At 47.9% G+C, this 24,713-nt stretch carries 18 protein-coding genes; 10 read left to right on the top strand and 8 right to left on the bottom strand.

Annotation, left to right across the window (positions count from 1 at the left end):
• Positions 1-10 precede the first annotated feature (10 nt).
• The 4 genes from AB3R30_RS20860 to AB3R30_RS20845 form a co-directional block, all read right to left on the bottom strand.
• On the bottom strand, positions 11-1,078 hold the full coding sequence (locus AB3R30_RS20860; protein ID WP_458651133.1) for a hypothetical protein: 1,068 nt from the start codon (positions 1,076-1,078) through the stop codon (positions 11-13).
• Positions 1,068-3,893, bottom strand: a complete 2,826-nt coding sequence (locus AB3R30_RS20855; protein ID WP_458651132.1) for a hypothetical protein — start codon at positions 3,891-3,893, stop codon at positions 1,068-1,070. The genes AB3R30_RS20860 and AB3R30_RS20855 overlap by 11 nt, the downstream gene beginning before the upstream one ends.
• A 4-nt stretch (positions 3,894-3,897) precedes the next feature.
• Positions 3,898-4,296: a hypothetical protein gene (locus AB3R30_RS20850; RefSeq protein ID WP_458651131.1), complete on the bottom strand. Its 399-nt coding sequence runs from the start codon at positions 4,294-4,296 to the stop codon at positions 3,898-3,900.
• A gap of 72 nt (positions 4,297-4,368) precedes the next feature.
• Entirely contained in the window at positions 4,369-5,097 is a 729-nt protein-coding gene (locus AB3R30_RS20845) for a hypothetical protein (protein ID WP_458651130.1), read from the bottom strand.
• 381 nt (positions 5,098-5,478) lie between these two features.
• Here AB3R30_RS20845 and AB3R30_RS20840 point away from each other — a divergent pair, with 381 nt between their 5' ends.
• The 8 genes from AB3R30_RS20840 to AB3R30_RS20805 all read left to right on the top strand — a co-directional run bounded on the left by AB3R30_RS20840 (position 5,479) and on the right by AB3R30_RS20805 (position 16,288).
• Entirely contained in the window at positions 5,479-6,189 is a 711-nt protein-coding gene (locus AB3R30_RS20840; RefSeq protein WP_458651129.1) for a response regulator transcription factor, read from the top strand.
• 119 nt (positions 6,190-6,308) lie between these two features.
• A complete protein-coding gene (locus AB3R30_RS20835) occupies positions 6,309-7,373 on the top strand; it encodes a sensor histidine kinase (RefSeq protein ID WP_458651146.1) in 1,065 nt (354 codons plus the stop codon).
• A gap of 697 nt (positions 7,374-8,070) precedes the next feature.
• Complete coding sequence (locus tag AB3R30_RS20830) at positions 8,071-8,652, top strand: hypothetical protein (RefSeq protein ID WP_458651128.1); 582 nt, start codon at positions 8,071-8,073, stop codon at positions 8,650-8,652.
• A 3-nt stretch (positions 8,653-8,655) separates the two neighbouring features.
• Positions 8,656-9,429, top strand: coding sequence for a peptidylprolyl isomerase (locus tag AB3R30_RS20825; RefSeq protein ID WP_458651127.1), 774 nt, complete (start codon positions 8,656-8,658; stop codon positions 9,427-9,429).
• Positions 9,429-12,515, top strand: coding sequence for a peptidase domain-containing ABC transporter (locus AB3R30_RS20820; protein WP_458651126.1), 3,087 nt, complete (start codon positions 9,429-9,431; stop codon positions 12,513-12,515). Before AB3R30_RS20825 ends, AB3R30_RS20820 begins: the two co-directional genes overlap by 1 nt.
• 23 nt (positions 12,516-12,538) lie before the next feature.
• Complete coding sequence (locus tag AB3R30_RS20815) at positions 12,539-14,008, top strand: HlyD family efflux transporter periplasmic adaptor subunit (protein WP_458651125.1); 1,470 nt, start codon at positions 12,539-12,541, stop codon at positions 14,006-14,008.
• A 217-nt stretch (positions 14,009-14,225) separates the two neighbouring features.
• Complete coding sequence (locus AB3R30_RS20810) at positions 14,226-15,578, top strand: hypothetical protein (RefSeq protein WP_458651124.1); 1,353 nt, start codon at positions 14,226-14,228, stop codon at positions 15,576-15,578.
• A gap of 44 nt (positions 15,579-15,622) precedes the next feature.
• A complete protein-coding gene (locus AB3R30_RS20805) occupies positions 15,623-16,288 on the top strand; it encodes a hypothetical protein (RefSeq protein ID WP_458651123.1) in 666 nt (221 codons plus the stop codon).
• Positions 16,289-16,346: 58 nt separating this feature from the next.
• Here AB3R30_RS20805 and AB3R30_RS20800 read toward each other — a convergent pair whose 3' ends face one another.
• From AB3R30_RS20800 to AB3R30_RS20785, 4 genes are read right to left on the bottom strand one after another with little or no spacing between them, the layout of a single operon-like run.
• Entirely contained in the window at positions 16,347-17,885 is a 1,539-nt protein-coding gene (locus tag AB3R30_RS20800) for an FHA domain-containing protein (protein WP_458651122.1), read from the bottom strand.
• Between the two features lie 51 nt (positions 17,886-17,936).
• Entirely contained in the window at positions 17,937-19,691 is a 1,755-nt protein-coding gene (locus AB3R30_RS20795) for a hypothetical protein (RefSeq protein WP_458651121.1), read from the bottom strand.
• A gap of 2 nt (positions 19,692-19,693) precedes the next feature.
• Complete coding sequence (locus AB3R30_RS20790) at positions 19,694-21,487, bottom strand: protein kinase domain-containing protein (protein ID WP_458651120.1); 1,794 nt, start codon at positions 21,485-21,487, stop codon at positions 19,694-19,696.
• Positions 21,488-21,528: 41 nt separating this feature from the next.
• A complete protein-coding gene (locus tag AB3R30_RS20785; RefSeq protein WP_458651119.1) occupies positions 21,529-21,915 on the bottom strand; it encodes a hypothetical protein in 387 nt (128 codons plus the stop codon).
• Positions 21,916-22,546: 631 nt separating this feature from the next.
• Here AB3R30_RS20785 and AB3R30_RS20780 point away from each other — a divergent pair.
• Positions 22,547-23,527, top strand: coding sequence for a hypothetical protein (locus AB3R30_RS20780; RefSeq protein WP_458651118.1), 981 nt, complete (start codon positions 22,547-22,549; stop codon positions 23,525-23,527).
• Between the two features lie 59 nt (positions 23,528-23,586).
• On the top strand, positions 23,587-24,459 hold the full coding sequence (locus AB3R30_RS20775; RefSeq protein WP_458651117.1) for a CHRD domain-containing protein: 873 nt from the start codon (positions 23,587-23,589) through the stop codon (positions 24,457-24,459).
• Positions 24,460-24,713: the final 254 nt, after the last annotated feature.

Below are 24,713 nucleotides of genomic sequence, written 5' to 3'. Positions count from 1 at the left end.
TTTTGTCTAACTATGGATTATCATTTGTTTGATTACCTGTAACTCCAGGCAGGTAAACATTTCCAGAAGCCTGAATCAAGCTAACGGCTCCGGCAATTTTTTCTGAATGCTGCATTCGATTTGTTTCGTCAACCGCATCGGAGATGTTAGACATCACAAGACTGTTTGCCGCCGTTTGTTGACGCAAGAGCATCAGGTTGGTGTAAGCCCCTCCTTGCAGAGCAGATTGTCCCGCTTGTAATGTCACCAGGTCTTTCATCACATCTTGCGTAACATCTTTTCCCTGGGCTTCTTGAGCTTTGCTCTGAATGGTTTGGAGCGTTTGTCCCGCACCCTGTAATTCCTGCACCATTGCGTTTTGACCTGCTTTGCCAACCACACTAGATGCCATTCCTCGGTTCATTGTTCGATCCGTTTCAGACTTGACGGATTGCGCCAGCACTAAGGGGTTGAGGTTAAACTGGTCTACTTTCTGCATTTGAGCGTTCGCTGCCCCATTCGCGCCACCATCGACTGTCTGTTGCTCAATCTGTTGATGCACGGCTTCAAAGTCAGGAAGTCCCAATGCTCCTGTAGGACTGCTGTCTCCGTTGTCTCCAGTGCCGTTAGCAGAATTTGTACCATTACCAAAAATGCCACCCAACACATCGCCAAAAATATTGGACATGCTGCGGTTAATGAAATCGTTGAATACCTGGAAGTATTGTGAGATCTGCTGAGTGAATGGATTTAAGAGGTTTCCGATTGGGTTGCCTCCACCAAATATGTTTCCAAAATTCCCCAGATTTTCGAGTGGGCGAGTCAGTCCGCCAACGGTATCGCCAATCTGTTGTTGGATCTGCCCGATCGGGTTAAGTGCCTTCTGAGTGACATCTGTGACTGTTTGCTGTAATGTGCCTGTCAGTTCATCTAAGGGAGCGGCTTTGGCAATCGGAACAATTCCTATTCCTGTAATAATCAGCATTAATGTCCAAGCCCATAGTTTGAACTGAGATTGCGTAGCACGTTTTGGTTGGACAGGCGGTTGTACCGTCTTCAAAGTTGAGTTTGTAGTTTGTAAAGAAGATTCAGGCAGCATGGTAGAGGATATTCCTTGAATGAGAATGAGTCGGTGTCGGAGATGCCCCAATCTCATTGAGGCTAGAACCAGAACGAATCGCTTTTACATACTGCTCGGCAAACTTTGCCATTCCCAGCAGATGATCACTGGGATATTGGGCTAAGACACGGGTTCGAGCAATCTGCTCATCCGGATTGTTAGCAACTGCCGCAATTTGTATTGGGCTGGGATAATAACGACAGTAGGTATAAGTGCCATTAATGTCTAATAACCAGTTGGAGTAAAGTTCTGAGCGTTTTGGAAAGAAGAACTCTCCTGCATTTCGAGCAATAATTGAGCGTTCGTAGGAGAGGTTTTTAACGAATGATTCGACGGCGATCGGTTGAATCCGTCCCACAAGTCGCGTATTCATGTTTTCCATAATTTGCGACCCAGCAACAGAGTTGACGATTGTGCCAGGATCTTGTGCAGATAGAAATGTGCGAATCCCAGCCTTAGCACCGTTGGCACACAATCGTCCAATTAAGCGAGCGATCGTTGAAAACGCAAACAGAATCGGAGACTCGTCAATAAAAAAGATTGACTTTGGACTTTCCAACGCTCGTCTAAGTGCGGCTGAATAGGCACTCAACGAGAGTACAGCAGCTTCATTTTCATTGGAGATATTTCGCAGTGCAAAAACCAGCAGTTGAGCATCGGTTGGAAATGACGAAGGTCGGCTGATTGCGCGTCCCACACGAGAACCTAGCCAGTATTCTAGTTGAAGCTGAATCTGCGAATGAGCACTCCGAACAACGCCAATTTCATCTTCTACTCCTAATTTTTCTAGAGAGCAAAACTGCATGAAATCAGCCAGGGTTGGAGTATCATTCCAAGCCACTGAGCCAAATCCATTTTCTTGAGCCTCGTCATATCGCTTGCGAATGTCGGGGTCTTTGAAGAAGTTGCCCAATGCTCGACCGATCAGTGCCCGTACCGTCTTCTCCAACAGGGGATCTTGCTGAGTGGTTGGCAAGACCATCGTGACCAGTGCTCCCTCCAGGAAGGAGCGATATTCCTCAAACCGTTCACGTAGCTTCTCTTCGTCTAAGTTCAAATGCCGTAGATCTGGCATCTCAAATAGATTGTTGGACTCACGTCCAATGTCGAAATACGCAGCTCTGGGTTTAAGAAATTCAGCATAGTCAGTGAAGGTTGAGGTGCCATCTGGTTTGGGATAGTCCAGACAGACGATCGGGTAGCCTTCAGCGAGAAACTGTGACATTGCCCCCGATACCAGAACTGATTTCCCGGAGCGGGTCGTGCCAAACACGGCAATATTCCGATGTTCCTCAATGAAGTCAATTCGGACGGGAGTACCCCCATCATCAGCAACCAGTTCAAAGCCTTTAGAGTCACCTGGATGAGTCAAGGTCAGAGGAATCAGACCCGGTGCTTCACTGGTCAGGTATGTGAGCTGCCGTTTGAATGGCGCACTTAACAATCTTTCCCAGGAGATCGGCAGTGTTTGCAGCCAAACGCGCCATGCAATTTCAGTTTCACGAATCACTTTGGCAGGCAACAGGAAGCAATCAGATAAAGCAGCACATGCCTCATCCAATTGATCTAGATTGTTTCGGTGAACTAGAAAGACGGTCGCAATATTGACTGGAACAGCCCCTTCATAGAGCTTTTCCTGTGCCTGTACCGATCGCCGGACTTTGACCTGCGCCGCTACGTCAATACTGCGGCTTTGTTCTGCCAATTGTGCTGCCACATTACTTTGTTTAAGAATGCGCTGCACATTGGTTTTCACCAGTGTAGAGTTGCGACTGGTGATCTGACAGAAAATTTCAGTATCAACGACATGCGGACGGCAGAGGACATCCCAGAGGTAGCGCAATTGCCCGCTCATATTGTTGAAGCCACCCGGTTTAGCATTAAAGGTCAAAGCGCCAACATACTTTCCTTTCACCTTAAGCCAGCGTCGATCTGCTTGCGGGACATTGGAGTACCCATACTCCCCTTGTATGAGAGTACTGACAGCGTGAACATCGTTTTGAACGATTTCTTGGATGCCCCGCTCAGACATCACAATATGCTGTGGAACCGGAGGGGCAGGACTCCAGTTAAATCGATGCCACACTTGTGTCCAAATGTCCTGGACACTCATGGGCTTAATGTCCAACCCCATTTTGATATTGAGCAAATGCTCCCAGCGCAAGTAGCCTTCACTAAAAGCACGCTGGAGCATTGTTTCAAATCGTTCTTGCACAACGCGATCGCCATTGCCTTTGAATAATTCCCAAACCTCAACCCCTTTTGCTAAAGCTTTTTCAATCCAGTCAGCATCATTTGTCACTTTCTGGTTGGGTTCGATGGTATAGGTGGCATAGAGATAGAGGGACTTGGGTTTGCGAGTGCCAGAATTTTTTAATTCCTGTGCTCTCGCTTTTTCACTCATCAACAGCAGACGCAGCTCGGATGAAGGTGCTCTACTCAGCAATCGATCTAGTTCTGCTTGGCGATCGCTATCAGAGGTAAAAGAGCTAAGGTGAACCGTCAACCGTTCTCCATTGGGCAATTCCTTCAAAGCAGATTCAAACCCCCTTAAAGTAGGTTGAACTTGGTCTGGCTTGAGCGTGTCGTGGATTCCAGTTGCCTTAAATCCAAACACAAAGCAAAATCGGTTTTTGCCCTTTTGAAGCAGCGCAGCCCCTACACTCCGCCCCTTCAGATTGATCTGGGCAAAACCTTCCAGATGATTGAAGTCTTCAAACGCGGTTTGCGTAACTGTTTGCTTCTTGTTTCGTTCAATTACTGCCACCCGCTGCTTACCTAATTTAGGCTTCATCTCGCTATCCTCCGTTGCACCTGAGTCTTCCTCTTCTTACTTTCTTGCTGGAACAAGTTGCAGCGCGTTTATCTTTGCGTAAGGAAGACGGCTGATCAAGCAAGCTTTCATATTGAACGGGTCCGCCTTGCTTCCAGGTTGGCACCCCATGAAACTTGCTCAAGAACCGCCAACCCTCATTTCCAGTTAACACCCACCAACTGGCACAACCCCAGACAACAACAAGCAGCGTGGGTAGCCAACCAAGTCCGAAAACGCCCTGGCAAAGAACGTAGGAAATGATAGCAATCACAACCCACGGAATTACCTGTTCTCCTGGAATAGGACCGAGCTGAGGCTTTGAGTTGAGCACCTGGTTAACAGGAATGAATTCGTCAAAGTTGTAGTCGTGTTCAGTAGGCATATTGAAGGACAAAAATTGTTGGGAACTTAGGACAAAATAGAATTTCCTTCGTTGAGAAGCAGCAACCACTCCTTACGTCACGATCAAGGTAGAGAGGGCATCTCCAATCACAATACACAGAACTGTGATCAACGGAATTCTGGCGGCTGTTTGCCAGTCTTCATCATTTCTAAAGGCGTTGATCACACGAACCAGTGCAATTCCGATGTAGAGGACGAAAATAACCCGCAGCGTACCAAATAGCAAAGGGATGAGTCCATCAACACCCGCTGCTCCACCACCCGTATTTGCACCTGCAAAAATGGTCTGAACATACTCCTCAGCAGCTTGAAAGAATAAGGCGTGGGACGGAAATGCTACACCCAACCAGGCACCAGAACCGAAGCAGACGGAAAGCCAGGGCAATTTGTGTGCAGGAATGCCAGCTTTTTCCAACAGCGATCGCCAAATGCGTTGGCACAAGGCATTGCTCTTGATAATGCCTTTGACAACTCGAACCGTCAGAGCCGCAAGCGTGGCACCCAACACAAACATGGGAGCGTGCAAGACCAGGTTTAAGCCCAAAACCCCACCTGCAACCAGCCAGGGTGCAGACTTTTTCAAGCGGGCGCGAAATTCACGAGTGAGGAATCGAGCAAACAGCAATCGCAAGCCAAAGCTCTTGTGCGGCTCTGATTGAGAGATGACAAGAGGAGCGTCTTCTGAAGCTAAAGGCATTGACAGTGATAGTTCCAGCTTTTGACGAGTTGCCTCAGCAGCGGTCACATCAGGGGAAGGAGCAAAGTTTGTGGTTGTTGGCATATCGTTCTCTCAATGATTAGGAAACCAGGTCATAGGACTGGGTGAATGAGGGTTCTAGTTTTGAGATTAGATAGGCGATATGGCATGAATATGGCACTGCTCAGGATTTCTATGACACAGGCAATTTGTTTGCCCGAAACAAGCACTATGCATCCAAAATGCCCACTGCTGCGTACTAAAACAAGTAGAGAGAGCATCCAGAGTCAGCAGGCTGGACTTTTTGTAAACAGGCTGGACTTTTTGTAAAAATGTCATTATCAAGGTAGAGATAAATTCTGTGCCTGGTGTCAAAATTGGTGGGGGGATTGCATCAGTAGCGCGAAGAAAAACGGCTTTTCTACACATAGCGATTTCCTGATCAACGCGCATAGGTTTTAGGTTATGGATATTTTAGTAGTGGAAGACGAGCGTAATATCGCGTCGCTAATTCGCAGGTGCTTGGAAGCCGAAGGCTATTCATGCTCTGTCGCTCATGACGGGGAGACTGGGCTGAAACTGTTTGATCAGAGAGAGCCTGATGTAGTGATTTTGGACTTAAACTTACCTAAGCTGAATGGGTTAGATGTCTGCGAACAAATTCGCAAAAGTCCTAAAAAAGATCCATTGATTATGATGCTGACAGCTAAAACTTCTGAGGGCGATCGCATCATGGGTTACACCGCTGGAGCCGATGATTATCTTCCTAAACCATTTAGCCCCCAGGAGTTAATCGCACGGGTCCGGGCGCTGCTCAGGCGACCAAGGCGGTTAACTCATCCAGATCACCGTCCCCTCGAAACCCCCCATTTTCTCATCGATCCAGCGCGACGAGAAGTGTTTGTGCAACAAGCACCCGATGGGGAGCGGGCGACAGTCACTTTGTCCCCTGTGGAATTTGATTTGCTCTTCAAGATGGCATCTCGACCACGAGTCGTGTTTACCCGAAATCAATTGTTAAATGCAGTGAGAGGAGAAAACTTTGTGGGGGACGAACGTTCAATGGACAGTTACATTAAACGATTGCGAGATAAGATCTGTCCTTTGGAGAATCGAGAGCGTTACATCAAGACTCATTTAAGAGTTGGATATAGTTTTGATGATGCTCCTGATTAATTCTCAGAAAAATCTATCAAAAAGTAGCATTATTAGCCATGAGTGCGAGAGACCTTCTACATAAAGGACGAATCTCTCTCAGCCTGCGTCTGCGACTACTTCTAACAAATTTTCTTGTGATGCTTGTCACATTAGTCAGTGCAACAAGTATTGCTCACATTTACAAAGCCCAGACGTTTGAAGAGAAAGTTTCTGATACTGTACTAACCAACCCATCCAAGCAAGCGTCAGAAAAGAAAGACGCGGACCGACTGCTTGAAATATTTGAGCAAGTGAATAACCGGGGAACTCACTTGGCTGTGTTGGTTAGTTTTGTGATCGTTGGGTTAATTACCTGGTCCCTAACGGAAACGATTGACCGTCCACTGCGAGGAATTGAGCGAGCGATTCGCCAGTTTAATCGTGGTAATCTGAATGCCCGAATTCCTCCCAGCGATATCCCCGAACTGCATAGATTAGGGTTGACCCTGAACAGTGCGGCGAGCCGTTTGCAGGGTGTAGAAGAGCGTCGCCGGGAAGTTATTGGGAACCTGGCACATGAATTAGGAAACCCGCTAACGGTGATTCGTGGGTATTTGGAGTTGATGAGTCATGGAGAGATGTCACTTACCCCATCGGTCGGACAGCAACTCCATAAAGAAGCTGAACGAATGGCACGACTATTAGAGGATTTGAAAACTCTTTCCAAGGTGGAGACTGGCAATCTCCCATTACATTTGCAGGTGGTTGACCCAAATCTGCTGTTGAAGAGCGTTGTTCGAGCCTTATCGGTCAGAAACCGCAAGGGGATTCGCTTAGAGCTAGATTGTTCGACAATTCTGCCTGATATATTTGCAGATCCCGATCGCGTTCGGCAAGTTCTCATCAACTTGATTAGCAATGCCCTGAACTACACGGAACAAGGGCGTGTCATCGTTCGGGCTTGGAATGATGACACGCGGATATGGGTTGAAGTCTCTGATACAGGCGTTGGAATTGCTCCAGAGGACTTACCCCGTGTGTTTGATCGATTTTGGCGATCAGAGTCTTCCCGAAGGCAAAATGCATGTGGAACAGGGATCGGATTGGCGATTACAAAGCACCTGGTAGAAGTCCAGGGTGGGCAAATTAATGTAGAAAGCGAACTAAACAAAGGAACCGTTTTTCGTTTTTCGCTACCCCTTGCGACAACAGAGCTTGCCTGATTATTTACACCCTATAAACAACACAAACTATTTTGTTTATTTTAAAAGTATTTGTGTCTCTATCTGAAGGTAGAGTTCTTTAGCCTCAACATTTCGTTCAATAAACACTTGAAGTGTAAGGTGCAGACTGGTTGCTAAGCATCGAGTTTCAGCAACTAGTCCGAAGAGTCTTAGTTCGTAACAGAGAACGGTTCCAGTTTGACATTGATTTCATCTGGTCTGATACTCCACCTGAAACTCAAGATTTTCTGCACCCTTGTTACTGGTATTTCAGTCCGTGTGTTCTTTCTTCTCCAAAGTCAGAATCGCTCTCAGTGCTAGTTATCGTTTAACGTTTTCCTTGCGCCCCATTAGCTCGGATCTATCAATCCAAGCAAGTTTAGCCAACCACACACCAGGTTTGGCTTTTTCATCTTTAAAGGGAGACAATATAATTAATACAATCGTTTTATTTTGTTTTTAAAAGTATTAGATCTCTGTCCAGCGAGTGATTTAACCAAACTCAATGTTGCGTTTAACTAATTTATAGAAAAGCCGTTTGAATTCGTCTATCTGACTCGAATTCAATTCCCCACCCTGAAAGCTACCCAGGGCAATATTCATGTCCTCCAGGGCATGTTTTTTTTTTAAGTATCTCCACAAATTTTCGATCTATTTTTTCACGGAGTTTTGTATGAAAAGGCGAATTGTGTCCTTCTTGGCTATTGCTGTTGTCAGCTTTATCATCGGCACTGCTTGGAAGGTTTATCCATCCCTAACTGCGGCAGCTAGTATATTTTCATCTCCTTCTGTCGCTCAAGCTCAACCAACGTCCGCTCCAACATCCAGTAGCGCTGTTGATTTGGTTAACCAGGCACAACAATTAGCGAAACAAGGCAATTTCTCAGCCGCGATCGCCACTGTTGACAAAATCCAACCTGCTAATCCAGAGGAAGCTAAGACGCTTCTGCAAGTTAAACAGCGGTGGGCAGATGAGGTTTTCAAGCAAGCCTTGAACAAATATGAGCAGGGGGATGTGAATGGTGCGATCGACCTGGCTGAAAGGATTCCTGCTAATACTCCAGCGCAGCAGCAATATGCCCAGGTGAGAAAGACCTGGTTTAAGAATTCAACGGTCTTAGAACTGGCTGAACAATTCCATCAAGAACGCCGCTGTACTACAGCCCTGTCAACAATTTCGCTCATTCAAGATCCTGCATTGCTAGGGAGCCAAAGAGTTCAAGACTTGAAGCAAGCGATCAACTCCATGCAAGCTGCGAATCCTCAAGCTGAAAGTTGAAATATGGAAGCCTGCTTAAAGATTGGAAATCACCTGCTAACGGGAGAACAGCTTGTATCGTCTCTGGTGCGATACAAGCTGCTGGAGTCACTGATTGGGCATGTGGTTCTAGATGATGTCTTACCCCATGTTCGACTGACCCAGGAAGAAGTTGTTCGCGCGCTTACTGGATCAGCTCAAATGCCAGAAGATTTCGATCAGTTCTTAGTTCAATGGTGTGAGAGCAAAGGCGTTTCCCCAGTGTATGTAAAGACGGTTGTTCTGAGAGATTTGCAAGTCAGAAAGCTAAAAAGGCTACTGTTTGCAGATCGGATTGAAGCTGAGTTTTTGCGGCGGAAGCAGGATCTAGACCAGGTAGGGTTCCGACGCATCAAAGTCACAGACTTAGCATTAGCAGAAGAGCTATATTTTCAAATCCGTGACGATGGCGCAGATTTTGCTGTATTGGCACAGCAGCATTCACAAGATTTTGAGCGACATACCGGAGGATTAGTCGGTCCGGTTCGATTTTCAACTCTCCCTAATGAAATTGCCAGTTTGTTTCGGAGTGGGCAACCAGGAGAGGTGTACAGTCCTGTTCAGGTGCAAAGCAGCTTTTGGATTGTCCGACCTGAACAGTTTATTTTTGCTCGTTTAAATGACTCGGTGCGAACGGAATTAATTGAGCACCTCTTTATGGAGTGGCTGCAATCGCAAATTCAATCGGTTAAATCACAGCCGAACGGCGTGCAGGTTCAAGGCATCCTTCCCAGTGCGACAACTAAAGGAGCAGTCTGATGACAGGGATCGATTCACGACAGTCGCAGCTTGACTCATTCATCCCCAATTTCTTTAGCGTTTATCCATTTTGCCGATTACCAGCAGATGTTAGAGGGCAAGTCGCTTCTAGACTAACGCTTTGCACGTTCCGTCTTGGAGAAGTCATTCACAGAGAAGGGGAATTGCCGCCCGCCGTCCATTGCGTGGTTCAAGGGCAAATTCGGCTGTTGGGTTCTGCGGCAGCTAAAAGCCCCACGCTATCGGTAAAAGGGGAGGGCGCGGTAGTAGGGTGGGACAGTCTCCTACGGCGGGTTGCGAATGGATCTGTACGGGCAGCCGGAACAGACGAAGTGCTTACCTTAGCATTACCAGCCGATGATTTCGAGCGGTTAGCCGTCACCTATTTAGAGGAGGCATTGACTGAACAGGTGACACAGATAGAACTCTATGACACGTTGTCCCGGTTTCTATCGCTATTTCCCACCAAGCTGGATATCAACATCAAGGAGGTCGCTCGATACACCGAACAGGAGCAGATGGCATTGGTCATTCACTGGTCTCCGCAATCGGTACACTTAGAAACTCAAACGCTGCGACTCCCTTCTGAACGAGTGTGGCTTGTGAGTGGAAAAACGAAACGAGTAGAAATCGGAACTCCCATCACGGTTCGCGTTGATTTACACCCACCCAACGGATCCCCGTTTCCACTCCGACTGATTGGCATTGACCGCAACTTCTTAGCGGCTGTCGTCCTCAAAGGCTCACTCCCAACATTAATGGAAGTAGAAGAGGATGGAGTGACGATCCCCGTCGAACCAGAATTGATGTTGGAATCGCAGTCGGCGATCGCTCTGGTAGAGGCACAAGAAGCCCTGGAGCAAAATCTTAACCGAGGCGAAACGAAAGAACTTAAGCAGCTCCTGAAAAATTACCCGGTTCACTATTCCAGAGAATTTGATCCAGTTGAAGATTTGGTTGCTTGCTTCTGGATGCTGGCAGATCGGCTAAAAGTGCCGTTTCGCCCAGATCTTTTGCGGCAATGGCTCCAGCGTCGGGAAAATGTAACCGGAGACAGTCTGCTATTTTGCGCCTGGGTAGCAGAGGCAGTGGGATTAAAAACACAGATTATCAAGTTTGTACCGACCGCTGCTGGCTTAAAACGCTTACAGTTTCCGGCTTTGATCATGCAGGATGGAGTGCTGACACTTCTGTATGAGTTGACTCGCAACAACGGAGTCGTCGTAGGGTCGCCTCGGACAGGCATTGTCATACTTCCACCAGAAGATGCTGCTGACCAAATCGCGATCGATAGCATTGAATCTGGTACTCCGGTCAGCCAAGCATTAATCGTCGAGCAACACGCACAAACGCCACTCAAGCAGTTTGGAGTGAGTTGGTTTTTACCAATTCTCAATCAGCATCGTGGCGTGTTGATGCAGGTTCTGATTGCCTCTGTGTTTGTGCAGCTTTTAGGGTTAGCCAACCCACTATTAGTTCAACAGATTATTGACAAAGTGATCATCAATAGTAGTGGTGCGGCACTTCCCATGTTTGGGATTTTGATGGTTGCATTTTCGTCCTTAGAAGCGATTTTAACAATACTCCGCTCCTATCTACTTTCGAGTACGACCAATCGAGTGGATTTAGTGTTGGGAACGGTTGTCGTTCGTCATTTACTAAACTTACCGTTGAATTTCTTTGAGAAGCGTCCAGTCGGTGAACTATCCGCACGTTTGTCAGAACTAGAGAATATTCGGCAGTTTTTAACCAGCACAGCATTAACAGCAGTACTGGATGTTGTGTTTTCACTCCTCTACGTTGGAGTGATGCTGCTTTACAGTGTTCAACTCACGATTTGTGTGTTGGCATTTGTTCCGATCGTGATTGTCCTGACCTTATTGGTTGCGTCCATCCTGAACAAGCAAATTCGGATTAAAGCAGATCAAAATTCAAGAGTTCAATCCTATTTAATTGAAGTTCTGGGTGGGATTTTTACGATCAAGTCTCAGAACATGGAAGGTTTGGCACAGGCGACCTGGCGAGACCAATACCTGCAATATTTAGGCACCAGTTTTAAGACCGGGATGATTAACACATCATTCGGTTCCTTAAGCAACCTGATCAACACCTTAAGCAGCCTACTAGTGCTGTGGATTGGAGCTGAATTAGTTCTCAAAGGAGAGTTGACGTTAGGGGGATTAATTGCCTTCCGCATTATTGCCGGGTATGTTGTGGGTCCGATGGTGCGATTGTCAAGACTATGGCAACGGTTCCAGGAAACAGCCCTTTCGTTGGAGCTACTGACAGATATTGTAGAAGCTCCAACCGAGGTGTTGCCAGAGGATGAAAGTAATGTCGCGCTACCACCCGTTGAAGGGTGGGTGCAGTATGAAGCAATTAGCTTCGGCTTCAAACCGGGGCAATTGCAGTTATCCAACGTCAGCCTGGACATTTCCATTGGCTCATTTGTTGGAGTTGTGGGTCAAAGTGGCTCTGGTAAAAGTACGCTGGTCAAACTCCTGCCTCGGCTGTACCTGCCGAATGCAGGCAGCATTTACGTTGATGGGTATGACATCAGCAAGGTAGACCTATTCTCCCTGCGAGAACAGATTGGCATTGTCCCGCAAGATTCGATTCTGTTTGAAGGAACTATCCGGGACAACATCACTCGATTTGACACATTTGCCGATGAAGACGTGATTGAAGCGGCGAGAGTCGCAGATGCTCATGACTTTATCATGCAGCTCTCCAATGGCTACAGCACTCAGGTTGGGGAACGGGGAGCAAAGCTCTCTGGTGGGCAACGGCAGCGGATTGCGATCGCTCGAATGGTGTTACGAAATCCTCGCTTACTGATTCTTGATGAAGCCACGTCTGCTCTGGACTACAACACAGAGCAACAAGTGTGTCTGAATTTGGCAAAGAAATTTAAGGGGCGCACCGTTTTCTTCATCACGCACCGTTTGAACACGATTCGCCATGCCGATCTCATTGTGCTGATGGAGCAGGGATGTGTGGTAGAGCAGGGCACTCATGCGGAGTTGATGGCGTTACAGGGGCGCTATTTTTGCTTATCGGAACAGCAAAAAACCGAAGCTGTGTAGTTGTGTAGTCAAAGGGGATTTCTATGAACAATCGTTGGAACAACCGCTGGTTTAGAAACATGGTTGGGACACTGCAAAAGCGATACCAATCAACCATAGAGACAGCAGAGAAAGCGTTGGATAATCCCGCGTTGGATTTGCCACTCCCATCCAAGATTTCTCGGCGTACCACCACAATCATTGTGATTGGGTTGACGTTAGCCACCGGATGGGGATTTCTTGCCAGGGTCGATGTGGTGGTGTCCTCACGCGGCAAGTTGGAGCCACTTTCTGCATCGCAGGCAATTCAATCCCGCGCGGGCGGAATGATTACCTCGATTCAAGTCCGAGAAGGTGAACAGGTTGAGAAAGACCAGTTGTTGATGCAGATTGACAAGAAGCCCCTGCTGACCCGCAAGGATGCGCTCTCCCGGCAATGGGATTTACTGGTCAAAGAGGTCGAAGTGCTGCGGGCAGCCAGGGAAGGGCGCTTTGTTCTATCGGGTGAAGGGCTTTCGCCTGAGTTGCGGAATCGGGTCCAAGATCGGCTGTTACTCGTTGCTCAAATTACTGGAGATGGCAGTGGTTTAGCTCCGGCACAGCATCAACGGTATCAACTGTTCCGCCAGCAGTTACAGAAGCAGGTCTCTATCAACTCAGTCAGAGTGTCTGCCCTACAAACACAAGTGTCTGGGGCAAACGCTCAACGCTCAACCACATCGGGGCGATTGAAGGTCGAGCAAGAAATCGTCAATCGGTTGCAACCGCTGGTCAAAGCAGGAGCGATTTCCCGCAACAGCTACTTACAAAGGGCGTTAGACGTTAGTAACCTGGAAAATCAGGTGGTTCAAAATCGCGTACAGAAAAGTGAGCTGATGTCGAGCGTAATGCAGGCACAAGCCGATGGGGATCAAACGATAGGGCAGTTCTTTCAAGGACTCCAGCGGGAATTGGCAGCGATCGATACTCAGATTGATACCGTCATCAAAGATGACCAGCGGCAACTGATTCAAATCAGCGCTCAACTGGATCAGACCAACCTTGACCTGGAGCAACAGGATTTACGCTCCCCTGTTACTGGTGTTGTCTTTGATTTAGGACAGAGAGTGCCAGGTGTTTTGGCACAACCGGGACAGGTCTTGCTTCAGGTGGTTCCAAACGAGTCGCTGATCGCACGGGTGCAGGTGGCAAACAAGGATATTGGGTCAATCCGGGAAGGAATGCCCGTAGAGGTGAGAATTGATGCGTTTCCATTTACCGAATTTGGATCGGTGAAAGGAGTGGTTTCCAGGGTTGGCAGCGATGCTGTGCCCATTGACCGCACGGGACAAACAACCGCTTTTCCGGTGGAAATTCGTTTAGATCAGCAGTTTTTAGAGAAGCGGAGTGAACGATTCAATTTAACTCCTGGCATGGCGACAACCGCCAATATCAAGATTGAATCAAGAGCACCGATTAGTTTCGTATTCGGGGAAATCGTCCGAGCATTCGACGGTTTACGATCGGCTCGATGAGCAAATAATCCTACTTTTTCTAACAAGAGATAGAGAAAGTATTGCTTGTAGGATGATACGCTCGAATCACGGAATATTTCTATTACTGTTACTCTCTCAAATCCCGCTAGTTTCGCTATTTCGTCAGTTCTAGTCAATGGAGCGCCTTCTATGGCGCATAGTTTACGCTGAATGGTTTTTGTACTTTTCTACCTAATCACGTTCATGGAGGCTTCTCATGATTCTTCTAAATCGGTGGACCCTGGCGAGTTTGCTGGTTATTCTCGCAGCGATTACCTATGGTGTGACGCAAAACGATGGACAAGGAAATGTTGCCAGCAATGATATTTCTTTAACTGATTCTCCTGGACCAGTGCCTCAAGACCTGGAAGACAGGTATGAGTCGCTCATTGGGCAGGCGCAAACGGAAGCAAAGAATAACCAGTTTAAACAAGCTATTTTGAACCTGGAAGGGATTCCAAAGAACAGTCAGCACTTTGCTCACGCACAGCAGGTCAAGGATGAGTTTTCACAGAGTTTGCTACAACACGCCAACGACAAATATCAGAAGGGTGATATTCAAACTGCTTTAGCCATGCTGGATGCAGTTGCCCCTTCTAGCACCAGTTCTTCTCAAGCCAAAAAACTGCAAAAGGATTGGGGTGAACAGGGAGAGCAGTTTGAAATGGTTCGCACGGCGATCGCCAAAAAGGATTGGCATAGTGCGCTCAAATCACTCGATCGATTGAAGGGAATGCCCATCTTCCAAAGCGCTCAGGTACAGCAACTCCTTCAACTGGCAACCGATCATTTAGGGCAACCTGACAAAATCACAACCAGGACAGCCGTTGCCAGGATGCCCGCTTCTACTGATAGCGTTGTGACCGCACAAGTCTCCACAGAGCCAGCCACCGTCGGCAGTGAAACAGACAACGCATTAGCGGTTGATGTCAAACCGGCTGCGATCTCATCGGCTCAACCAAAACAGATATTAGTCTCAACAGTTCCCATTCCCGCGACTGCCCCGATCAAAACGGTTGCTACAGTGCCCACGCCTGCTTCTGAAACCGTTGCAATAGTTCCTGTTTCAGAGAAAGAACAGACTTTGGGCGCAACGGAAAAGATAAAAGTACAAACCGTGAAGTCTATTGATGGGATGACTTCACATCGAGCATTCTCAACAATGGCACGGGAGCAATTTACCACAATCCCTATTGAAGATAAACCTTCATCAATTCAAGAACGAATGGCAGCGTTTGATCAACTCAGAGCGAGCGTGACGCAAGAAGGAACAACACCTACCACTATGCAAACAACGACTGTCATGACAGCGTTCAGTCCGTTTGATTCGTTGCCACAGCCCAAAGACATAGACAACGTTTCTCGGCATTTGGGAAACGCCGTGACGCTGAGCACATTTACAGATTCACTGCTGAGAAATCGTCCGCTTCTAATTAGCCCTGCTTTCAACACCACCAGAGCAATGACGATTAACAGCAGGGCACCTAAAGTTTCGGATGCGTCAACGGTCAGAGTCGATAGCTCTGATTTGCTTGGAGGCATGGCAGGCAGTCAAGACGATTCAATTTAGGACATTCAAAATCAACGTCACCTTTTACATTTGAGGGAAATCTTATGGTTGTGGTCAGATCTGTTCATCGGTTGAGTTCAAGTTTGTTGCACCTTTTAGGTGTAGGAATGTTACCTGGCTTTATTTTTGGACTGCTGCTAGTGCCTGTTGTACTGAATAATCAGGTCAATGCTCAACAGACGCAACCAGCACCAGCACAACCGATTGGCGAACAAATGGTTACAGACGGTCAAGCAGGTACTCAGGTTAGAACAACCCCGATTAAGCTAGGAACGGTGTTGCCGGGAATTCTCGACAGTAGGGATGCCAAGTTGAACGGATACTACCTGGAAGCCTACAAATTTTCTGGACAAGCGGGTACTCCTGTTCAAATTCAAGTCAAAGGGAGCAAGGACTCTCGCAAGGTAAACAACTTAAGCCTGACCCCTTACGTGTTGCTATATGGTTCTGGCAACCGGTTGATTGCCAGAACAAACGCGGCTCCTGGAACCGTTGATGCGTTTATCCGCATGAAATTGCCGGAAACGGGCGAGTACACGGTCGTTTTTACAGGGACTCAACCACAGAAGGCTGGTCGTTATTGGTTAGCCGTACAATATGCTCCTAGCGATTTAGCCCCATCGCTAACAACTGAGCCACAAACCAGTGAGCGTCAAGTCTCGGCGGTTCAGCAGTCCAAACCAAGTTCATCGGATCAGTCTAATCAGTAGCCACAATGACGACTAGATGCAAAAAGTGGAAGTGTAACACCTCCACTTTTTGCATCTGTTACGCTTCTACAGCAACTCGACCAACGGGAGCTGCGATACAGGCAAGTGTATATCCTGCCTCTTTGTCGGCTGAAGTAAGGTTTGTAGGGGCTGCTTTATATTCAACCGACCCTTGAGCAACTTTAACCTTACAGGTGCCACAAGCACCCATCCGGCAAGCTTTAGGGATTGAAACTCTTGCCTCTTCCGCCAACTCCAAAATGGAGCGATCACGATCGCCAGCAATCTCTTTCTGAGACTTAGTGAACGTAACCACGGAAGCGGAATCAGGCTGATTCTCATTTAAGCTACTGCTATTACTGGTGACGATCTGAGTCTGTCCTTGATCCTGCTGGATGGGTACATGCTCCTGCTGGGCGCTCTCCTCAGCCCATACATCGTCTTCCGCTGAGTCTGGAGCTTCTTCAAATGCCCTGAATCCACCAAAGCTCTCCTGGTGATAATTGTCCATTGGGAAGTTAAGTTTTTCCAAGGTTGAACAAATTTCTTGCATGAAGCCATCAGTACCACACACGAAAACAGAACGTTCATGCAGATCGGGCGCAGCAAGCTGGAGCATTGCTGGGGATATTCGCCCTTTGTGCCCTGCCCATGACACTCCGGGACGTTGCCGGGTCACCGTAATCTCCAGTTGGAAGTTCGGCATGTGTTTGTCGATCAACAGCAGCTCGTCGTAGAAGGGAATATCCTCTGGAGTGCAGGCGCTATGGAGAAACACAATATCAATATCGGCAAAGGAATCGTAAGCCCATCGTGCCATTGACATCATGGGAGTGATGCCGGAGCCTGCTGAAATCAGGAGCAGCCTGGATGGAGCATCCGGTAGAAAGGTGAAACTACCTAATGGACCACCCAAAAGCTTCTGACGATCGCCCACAATCAGGCTGTCATGTAGCCAGTTAGAAACAAGTCCTGGCGGCACATCAGGAGTACTGCTGGGCACTCGCTTAATCGTCAAAGCGAGAGAGCCTGGACAGGTTGGAGACGATGAGATGGAGTAAGGACGGATCACCTGCTGTCCATCAATTTCAACCGCTAAGTTAGTAAACTGTCCTGGCAGGTAGTGATCAAACCGAACGGCAGGCTCTGCGACAAAATAGAACGTTCGGACATCTGAGGTTTCTTGAATAATGCGACAGCAGCGCACGGTGATTTCTTCAGCCGTCCAGGTAGATCCCTGTAAATGGCTTGGCATGATTGATGGGACTGAGAGGTCAACTGGTTCGAGTTCTTCAATATGCAGGTAGGTCTCTGCAAGCTGGAGTAAGTCGCCAAGCTGGAGCAATTCTCGTTGATTGGGCTGTACGTCTTTGCCATTGACAAACGAACCATTGCGGCTGCCCAGATCAACAAAATAGTACTCCCCCTCGGTGAAATGGATACGACCATGCACACTGCTAACAACGGGACTATCTAAGATCAGATCACAGGTGTCGCACCGTCCGATGATCCACTCGGTTTGTCCAGGGTATTTCTGAGGGAGTGCGTATTCGTTGAATACCTGCTGCTGAAAGTTGACTGATTTGAATTTCATCATAAGAAAATACCCGCACTAAATTGCTTGAACAAATCAGATTGCTGGATGGTGTTACCGTCGAGACCGACCGGGTGCCTCACCGAAGGTGATAGTCTGGTTACGATCGCGCCTTCTCCGCAAGGTTTTGGCAACCGTTTCAGAGTCAGGAGGAGTGGAGCTTGGCAGTTCCTGCGACACTAAAAGACTGGGTTGGGTAAGAGCAATTGATTCCATCGCCTCAAAGTGGTCTGAATCCTTGAGATCGAGGTCTTGCCGCAACTTACTAAAAAACGTCAAACTGTTCAATTCACTTACGACCTGTTGACTCAGAAGATCCTGAACTACCCCGATATACGCCTGAAGCCGTGACTGCTTGGACATCTCAGGCAACAGTTTGTCTAACGCCTTGACCAACGTATAGACCTCGTTCGGACTTAAATCTTCAAGCGATCGCCCTTCTAGCATGGAGGGGTCTAGAATCTTTCGGAGCTGCTTTCGGAGACTGGTTGCCATGCGTTCACGTTCATATTGAGCATGACTCCGATGCAGGGTTCTCAGTAACCATGCAAACCCCAAGGCGGCGATTAATGCATTGAAACCATAGAACAAGACTGGATGCAGCCGATTCACCCAGGGACGTGCCCCAAAGGTGAAAAAGGTCCAGAAGGACACGGCTGTAAAGACGGTGAACATAAAATGGCGTGCTTGCTCTGATGAAACAGGTCGCCCCTGAACCGACTGGAAGTTGCACCATCCCTTCTCAGCCAGTCGTCCAATCCCCACAAAAACAGCTACAAAAACAACAAAGGTGAGTGGAGCGGCAAAGAGCTTAGGAATGGGAATGGCTAACCCATTGAAGTAAAACCCTGGATCAAACAGGTGAGTCATCTGACCTTGTTCCCGTGTCCAAGCGCCAGAAAAGTAGTAGCTCCAATCCCCGGAATACAGCCAGTAGTAAAAATAGAAGGCGATGACTGCCCCTAAGTAGCCGTAAGCGACCACATCTCGTCCGCGATCGTTGAGTCCTGCCCAATAGGAATCTTCTGCATCAATGTCAATACAGTGAGACTTGCAGGCAACACAGGCACTGAGTTCTTGCCCCGTTTGTGGGTCTACAGTGCGGCACATGGACTGGGTAATTGCAGGCTTGGGCTTAAGGTGCGCTTCACTGCCTAAGAGCGATCGCGGACCTGTATAGACCAATTGCACGGGTGCCATTGGGCAGAAATAGTTGCACCACGACTTTCCAGCGTACAGGTAGCCCACTAAAACTGCACAGAGCATAGTTCCTAGTAGAAACAATCCCAGCACCGTGCGATCAGCGTTAACGAACAGCAAACGCGCTGATAGTCCTGCAAGAAATAACCCAAACTGCACGTACAAACGGTTACGACCCAACCAGGAATTGTCTCCAATGATGACGACCTCCCATCGAACATTTCCGGCAACATCAATGACTTTTCGCTTGCGCTGAATACCCAATGCGCGTGGGATTTGGGAAATGAACGAAAGCGGACAAATGCGCCTCCAAAACTCATGACCAACAGATATCAGAATCAAAATAGCGGCTGGCACGATAATCGTCCACCAAATCATGGCACTCATATAGCGAGGGTCTTGAACAACACACTGCCCTTGAATCTTGGGGCACGTTGCCGGGTCAAGATAAGACGATGGATCAAGCCGAAATGGACTCCAGGTTGTGCTGGGGTCTAAAAAGAATTTTGTAACCGGGTCAAAGTACAGGGATGCAATGAGGAGCAACCATCCAAGGGTCAACACCCATCGGACGCGATGCATTGTTTTCTCTGATGTTTTGCTTAACATGACTATTTCCTAAGCATTGATATTTCCCAAACTTTGAACCGTTGATCCGAATCACTGGTGATAAGGTATCGGTCTGAACAACGAACGGTTTTCATATCCAATGGATGAGGTGAAGTGTCTCGCTCGACGCGAGATAAGACACCTGTTTTTTTGTCCCAGATTCGCATTCCATCTGAATGAACCGTGACCAGGTGTTGTTTTTCAACTCGCCCGGTCATTGCCATGCCAGATTCTTTAGGGAATACCCGTAGGAGTTCGCCGCTATCTAAACTCCAGGCGATCGCCCGATCTTCCCCCAGGCTGTATAAGGTTCTGCCATCCTCGCTGACGAGCAAATGATTGATCTTCCCTTTGTGCCCTGCGAATACCTTTTGGAGTTCTCCAGTCCGCAGATCCCAAACCTGGAGCCGTTCACCAACGGCACCAATCACCAGTTGTTGAGTAGGCGCAAACAATACAGCCGTCATGGGTGCGCCTAGGTCTGCAAAGGTTTGCAGGATCTTTCCGGTGCGGACATCCCAGATTTTCAACACCTGGTCAGATCCACCACCCGCAATCATTTGAGCGTCCGGGCTAAAGGCGACGGCGGCTACCTGAGTCTGATGATCATTGAGAGTCTGAACCAATCGCCCAAATCGCAGGTTCCATAAGTACAACGACTGGTCTTTACTGGCAGCTAATAAATCACCATCAGGACTCACAGCGATCGCACTCACGGTATGAAGATCAACGGGATTCTCAACGACCAAATCGTGCTTGAGCGTTAGTTTTGTTTGATTGGACATGGGCAACATGGACGCGATCGCTTCGCTCATCTGCCCACCCCGCACCGAGAACTGCCAAACACCGACGAACCCGACTGTCGTGATCAATGACAAAACTCCTACCGCTGTAGCCCATCGAGGAGACACAGACAAGGCAGGAATGCGGATTTTAGCCCATTGGCTGCTGGGTTTAGGGGCTTTGGTTGATTGTTGTAGATCAGCTAGAACCTCTGAGGCTTGACGATAGCGGTCTTTGCGATTGACACACACCAACTTGTTTAGAATTGTGACCAGACGCGAATCGAGTGGCGTTTTTAAGTAAGACTCCCACTCAATTTCACCAGACGAAAGGTTTTTCTTGAGCTGCCGGGGATGAATTCCGGTTAAAAGTTGAATAACCGAAACACCCAAGGAATAGAGATCGCTGCTGAAGTCAGCTTGTCCCTGTTGTTGCTCCTCCGGCATGTATCCAGGAGTGCCGATCGTCACAATTGCTTCAGTCGTTGGGTCAGAGAGCGACTGCTTTTCCTCAATCACCGCAGAGTCATTATTCAGCCATTTGGCAGCACCAAAGTCGATCAAGACAATCCTGCCGTCTGTACGTCGAATTAAGTTACTGGGCTTAATGTCCCTATGAATCAAATCCTGAGAGTGGATGAACTCCAGGATGGGTAGAACGTCCAGCAGCAAACAAACAGCATCTTTCTGAGAAAAACGCCGCCCCTGATCGAGCCAGTGTTCCAGATTCTCCCCTTCAACGTACTCCTGCACCAGGTAAGCGCGATCTCCTACTTCAAACTGCGCCAGAAGCAGCGGAATCTGCTCACATTGTCGCCCAAGTTCTTGCAACGCTTGAGCCTCAGTGTCAAATATCCGTCGAGCCACTTCAAAAGGAAGTGCCTTGAGACATTTAACAACACACAGGGGATGATGTGGGAGATACTTATCTCGTGCCAGGAAGGTCTCACTAAAGCCACCTTTCCCTAGCGCTTGTAGGATTAAATACCGTCCAGTCAATAGTTGCCCAATCATGAGACCAACTCAATCACCCCAAAACAGAGGTGGGGAAGTGTTCAACCGACTTGAGCAACCCAGGGCAAATTATTTGGAAATCGAACAGAAGGGACTTCTACAGTATTGACAGATGGACAAGCTCCTGTATGTTTTTGGGCAACTTGTACCGCCGTTTGAGGATCAGCATAAGGACCCCAAAAACAGTTGTACTCGTGTCCTGGCAATGCAACCGCTGCATACCAACCCGGTTGAGAATGAACCCGTAATATGAGTTCGTCCCACCAGGCTTGCCAGCAATCAATCCGATCCGGATGATCATGGCGAATGCAGGCGAGTTGATTGGCAAGTCCATCAAACCGTTGACTCTGCTCCTGGCTAATCCGATAAACGACCAGAAGTAGGTCAACGAAACCACCTCCATCTAAAAGTAGAAGCCCCTGAGACATTTTCCCCTAACCCAAAAATTTATTAGACTCAAAATCGAACAAAAATTTAAGCCGCTTTACATTTTTGTATTAAATGTTAGGCACCTCGAAACACTCTCCAAAGACATAGATTTAGGCAAGTCCGGCGGTAATACTTGCTCATCTTAGATTTTCCAACAAATAGTTCGGGGGCGAAAACCACCACTGAACATAACTTCAAATACTTCTAGTTTTCTTTTCCAGAAGAAGTATTATCTCTACCTTTGAACAGAGTTAATATGAATAGGGGATGCGTTCAATAGATGTAAAGCATCTACTCTGAACTTCCTATCCTTGAGAGACAGAATTTCAGAGCGGTGCGGGGGCTGTGTAAGTTTTGAGTCGCGGCACAAATTGGGTAGCAGTCAGCTTGCGGTCAACGATCATTCAGACAATGGCTGTAGGAACTGGGGAATTCTCGCTGAATAGACTTGAAAGCACTCAATCTAGTTTTCTTTGTCCAGCAATTGGCTTCTAGAGCCGTTGATCGGGTAGGTCAGCGGTGAGTCGGAGAGCAGAAAGACGAATTACTAAACCTCAAATCACGATCACAAGGCTTCCCGTGGGCAACTTGCCAATCTTTTCAGCAATCACAGATGTGAAGAGGATACCTATGGAATCTGCAAATAATCATCTCAAACTAGAGGACCACAACCAATCTCACGGCGATATCATCAACCCAGATCCTAATGCGGGTGACGCTTCTGCGAACAAGTCAATAGGGTCATCAGTGCAAGAGTCCGACTTTAATGCAGCCTTAGATCAGGCGGTTGATGCGTTTGGCGATGCTAAGGGCAAAGCGAAGGATCTGAAGGGTAAAGTTGGTGACACTTTGGGAGAATTCAAAGACACTGCATTTGATGCATTTGATGCATTTGATAAGGCGAAAAGTCAAGCTGGCGCTTTGCTGAATGAGGCAAAAAATAAGGACGGTGAAAATCCCAACGACAACAAGAGTAAAGGATCTCAATCCGGTGAAAAGGTTGCCGACTTAGACAAGAGTGCGAAATCTCAATCTGGCAGCAGTTCATCCGGTAGCAAGTCAGCAGAAGACGGGCTGCACGTTTCGCCTGACGCATTGGCAGATACAAAGTCTCTTGATCCCACCCAAGTTAGGAATGAGGAGAATTTGGCAGCGCGGTTAGGTGCTAACGGAGATTTCCTCGATGGTGGCGGTGGCAGTAACACCGTCATTGGAGCTGGTGGCTCTGACATCATCAGAGGGGACACAGAGGGCAGCTTCAACACGGTGACAACTGGGACAGGCAAAGACCTGATCACACTGGGACAAGAGGCGACCAATCGGGTATTCGACTTTGATCCAGCGAACGACCAGTTTGGATTGACTGATAGCTTGACCCTGGACAGCATTCTATTTGGACAGGGCACTAACCCTCAGACTGGAGGACTTGATCAGCCCTTAGACAGTAAGAACAACACTGTCGTCGTTGATAAAACTTCAGAGCACATTCTAGCTTCACTGACGTTCACGAACGTAGGCGACATTTCTGATCAGAACTTTGTCCAGGTCAGTTCTCAAGACCTTGACAGGCTAGCGGCTGGTGCAACAGGTCAAGCTGCAAAAGCGGCATAAATGCACGACTCATCGTGCCAACCCGATTGAATTTTAAGTAAATGTAGGAGAATTTTGTTATGGCTGGTATTCATGGATCTAATGAGGAGCACAATGACCTAACTCAACAGGCAGGAGGTGACATTGGGGCAGATGCCTCAAAGCATTCCGACTCTGCGACACTTGCCTCGAAAGGGTCATCGATTCAAACATCTGATTTTGAATCATCGTTGAACAATCAAGCAGATCTGGGTAGTAGTGCTGACCACAACCACGCAGGTCCGGCTGAAAGCCCCATTCCCAAAATGTCTGAGGACTTCAAGCAACACAATGGGACAAAAGGGGCTGACAAATTAGTTGGCGATGCTGGCGACGACTTCATCTTCCCCGGCACCGACAGTTTCAGCTTCAACCAGGCTGAGGCTAAGTCTGGGGCAGAGGAATTTCCTTTTCCGAATGATAGTAAAGGATCATCTGAGGCAAACCTCAGCTTAGATGACAAGGGTAATTTCAAAGTGGAAGGCTCATTCAAAGACTTTGATGGAGCACCTTTATTTAGCCAGGGAGAAAAGGAAATCGATCCCAAAGCTGAAATCCTCAACGGCTCTGATCCCAAAGCCTTGGTTGATGGCTTCCTAGCTGTACCGGAGGATAAGGAAGGTAATCAACTGAGCGGGACTCATCTTCACTTCAGTCCTTCTGGAGACGATCGCGGTAATTTTGCCGATGCTACAGTGGTTCGATTCTTGGAGAACACTATAAATGCTGATGGTAAATCCGGTAACATCTCAGCCAATTTCGAGTTGAAGCCGGATGAACAGGCTGCATTACTGGCAGGGAACCTGTACGCCAACCTTCACAGTAATGTGGACGTGGATGGTGACGGCAAGGCAGGCTTCCCCACGGGCGAGAACCGACTCAACTTTAACCAGAAGGTAGTGGAGTTTGCGTAGTTCCTGCTTGAGTCCGAGCATTCACGCTTTCAACAAATCGACTTGCAGACTCCTTCTAACCCTCCAATTCTGGCATCGCCAGAATTGGAGGGCATTGTTATCTCGTCTTCTGTCAAAGGGCAGATGTGAACTATGACCAATGCCAATTAAAAGCTGTGTAGGAATGTCTTTATCTAATAACCCAAGTTGCGGGTTATGTGGAGATGGGAGATTATTGCGACAGGGGCGCAGGTGAACGAGTCGAAGTCGCGAAA

The sequence above is a fragment of the Sivoneniella epilithica UHCC 1019 genome (assembly GCF_040830845.1).
Taxonomy (GTDB): Bacteria; Cyanobacteriota; Cyanobacteriia; order Leptolyngbyales; family Leptolyngbyaceae; genus ULC077BIN1.
Note: the sequence above shows the minus strand (reverse complement) of the source record. Positions and strands in the feature narration are given on the sequence as shown.

What these genes read in the sequence shown, in the direction of transcription:
- AB3R30_RS20860 (WP_458651133.1), bottom strand. Translation starts at nt 1,078, where the DNA reads ATGCTGCCTGAATCTTCTTTACAAACTACAAACTCAACTTTGAAGACG.
- AB3R30_RS20855 (WP_458651132.1), bottom strand. Translation starts at nt 3,893, where the DNA reads ATGAAGCCTAAATTAGGTAAGCAGCGGGTGGCAGTAATTGAACGAAAC.
- AB3R30_RS20850 (WP_458651131.1), bottom strand. Translation starts at nt 4,296, where the DNA reads ATGCCTACTGAACACGACTACAACTTTGACGAATTCATTCCTGTTAAC.
- AB3R30_RS20845 (WP_458651130.1), bottom strand. Translation starts at nt 5,097, where the DNA reads ATGCCAACAACCACAAACTTTGCTCCTTCCCCTGATGTGACCGCTGCT.
- AB3R30_RS20840 (WP_458651129.1), top strand. Translation starts at nt 5,479, where the DNA reads ATGGATATTTTAGTAGTGGAAGACGAGCGTAATATCGCGTCGCTAATT.
- AB3R30_RS20835 (WP_458651146.1), top strand. Translation starts at nt 6,309, where the DNA reads ATGCTTGTCACATTAGTCAGTGCAACAAGTATTGCTCACATTTACAAA.
- AB3R30_RS20825 (WP_458651127.1), top strand. Translation starts at nt 8,656, where the DNA reads ATGGAAGCCTGCTTAAAGATTGGAAATCACCTGCTAACGGGAGAACAG.
- AB3R30_RS20820 (WP_458651126.1), top strand. Translation starts at nt 9,429, where the DNA reads ATGACAGGGATCGATTCACGACAGTCGCAGCTTGACTCATTCATCCCC.
- AB3R30_RS20815 (WP_458651125.1), top strand. Translation starts at nt 12,539, where the DNA reads ATGAACAATCGTTGGAACAACCGCTGGTTTAGAAACATGGTTGGGACA.
- AB3R30_RS20810 (WP_458651124.1), top strand. Translation starts at nt 14,226, where the DNA reads ATGATTCTTCTAAATCGGTGGACCCTGGCGAGTTTGCTGGTTATTCTC.
- AB3R30_RS20805 (WP_458651123.1), top strand. Translation starts at nt 15,623, where the DNA reads ATGGTTGTGGTCAGATCTGTTCATCGGTTGAGTTCAAGTTTGTTGCAC.
- AB3R30_RS20800 (WP_458651122.1), bottom strand. Translation starts at nt 17,885, where the DNA reads ATGATGAAATTCAAATCAGTCAACTTTCAGCAGCAGGTATTCAACGAA.
- AB3R30_RS20795 (WP_458651121.1), bottom strand. Translation starts at nt 19,691, where the DNA reads ATGTTAAGCAAAACATCAGAGAAAACAATGCATCGCGTCCGATGGGTG.
- AB3R30_RS20790 (WP_458651120.1), bottom strand. Translation starts at nt 21,487, where the DNA reads ATGATTGGGCAACTATTGACTGGACGGTATTTAATCCTACAAGCGCTA.
- AB3R30_RS20785 (WP_458651119.1), bottom strand. Translation starts at nt 21,915, where the DNA reads ATGTCTCAGGGGCTTCTACTTTTAGATGGAGGTGGTTTCGTTGACCTA.
- AB3R30_RS20780 (WP_458651118.1), top strand. Translation starts at nt 22,547, where the DNA reads ATGGAATCTGCAAATAATCATCTCAAACTAGAGGACCACAACCAATCT.
- AB3R30_RS20775 (WP_458651117.1), top strand. Translation starts at nt 23,587, where the DNA reads ATGGCTGGTATTCATGGATCTAATGAGGAGCACAATGACCTAACTCAA.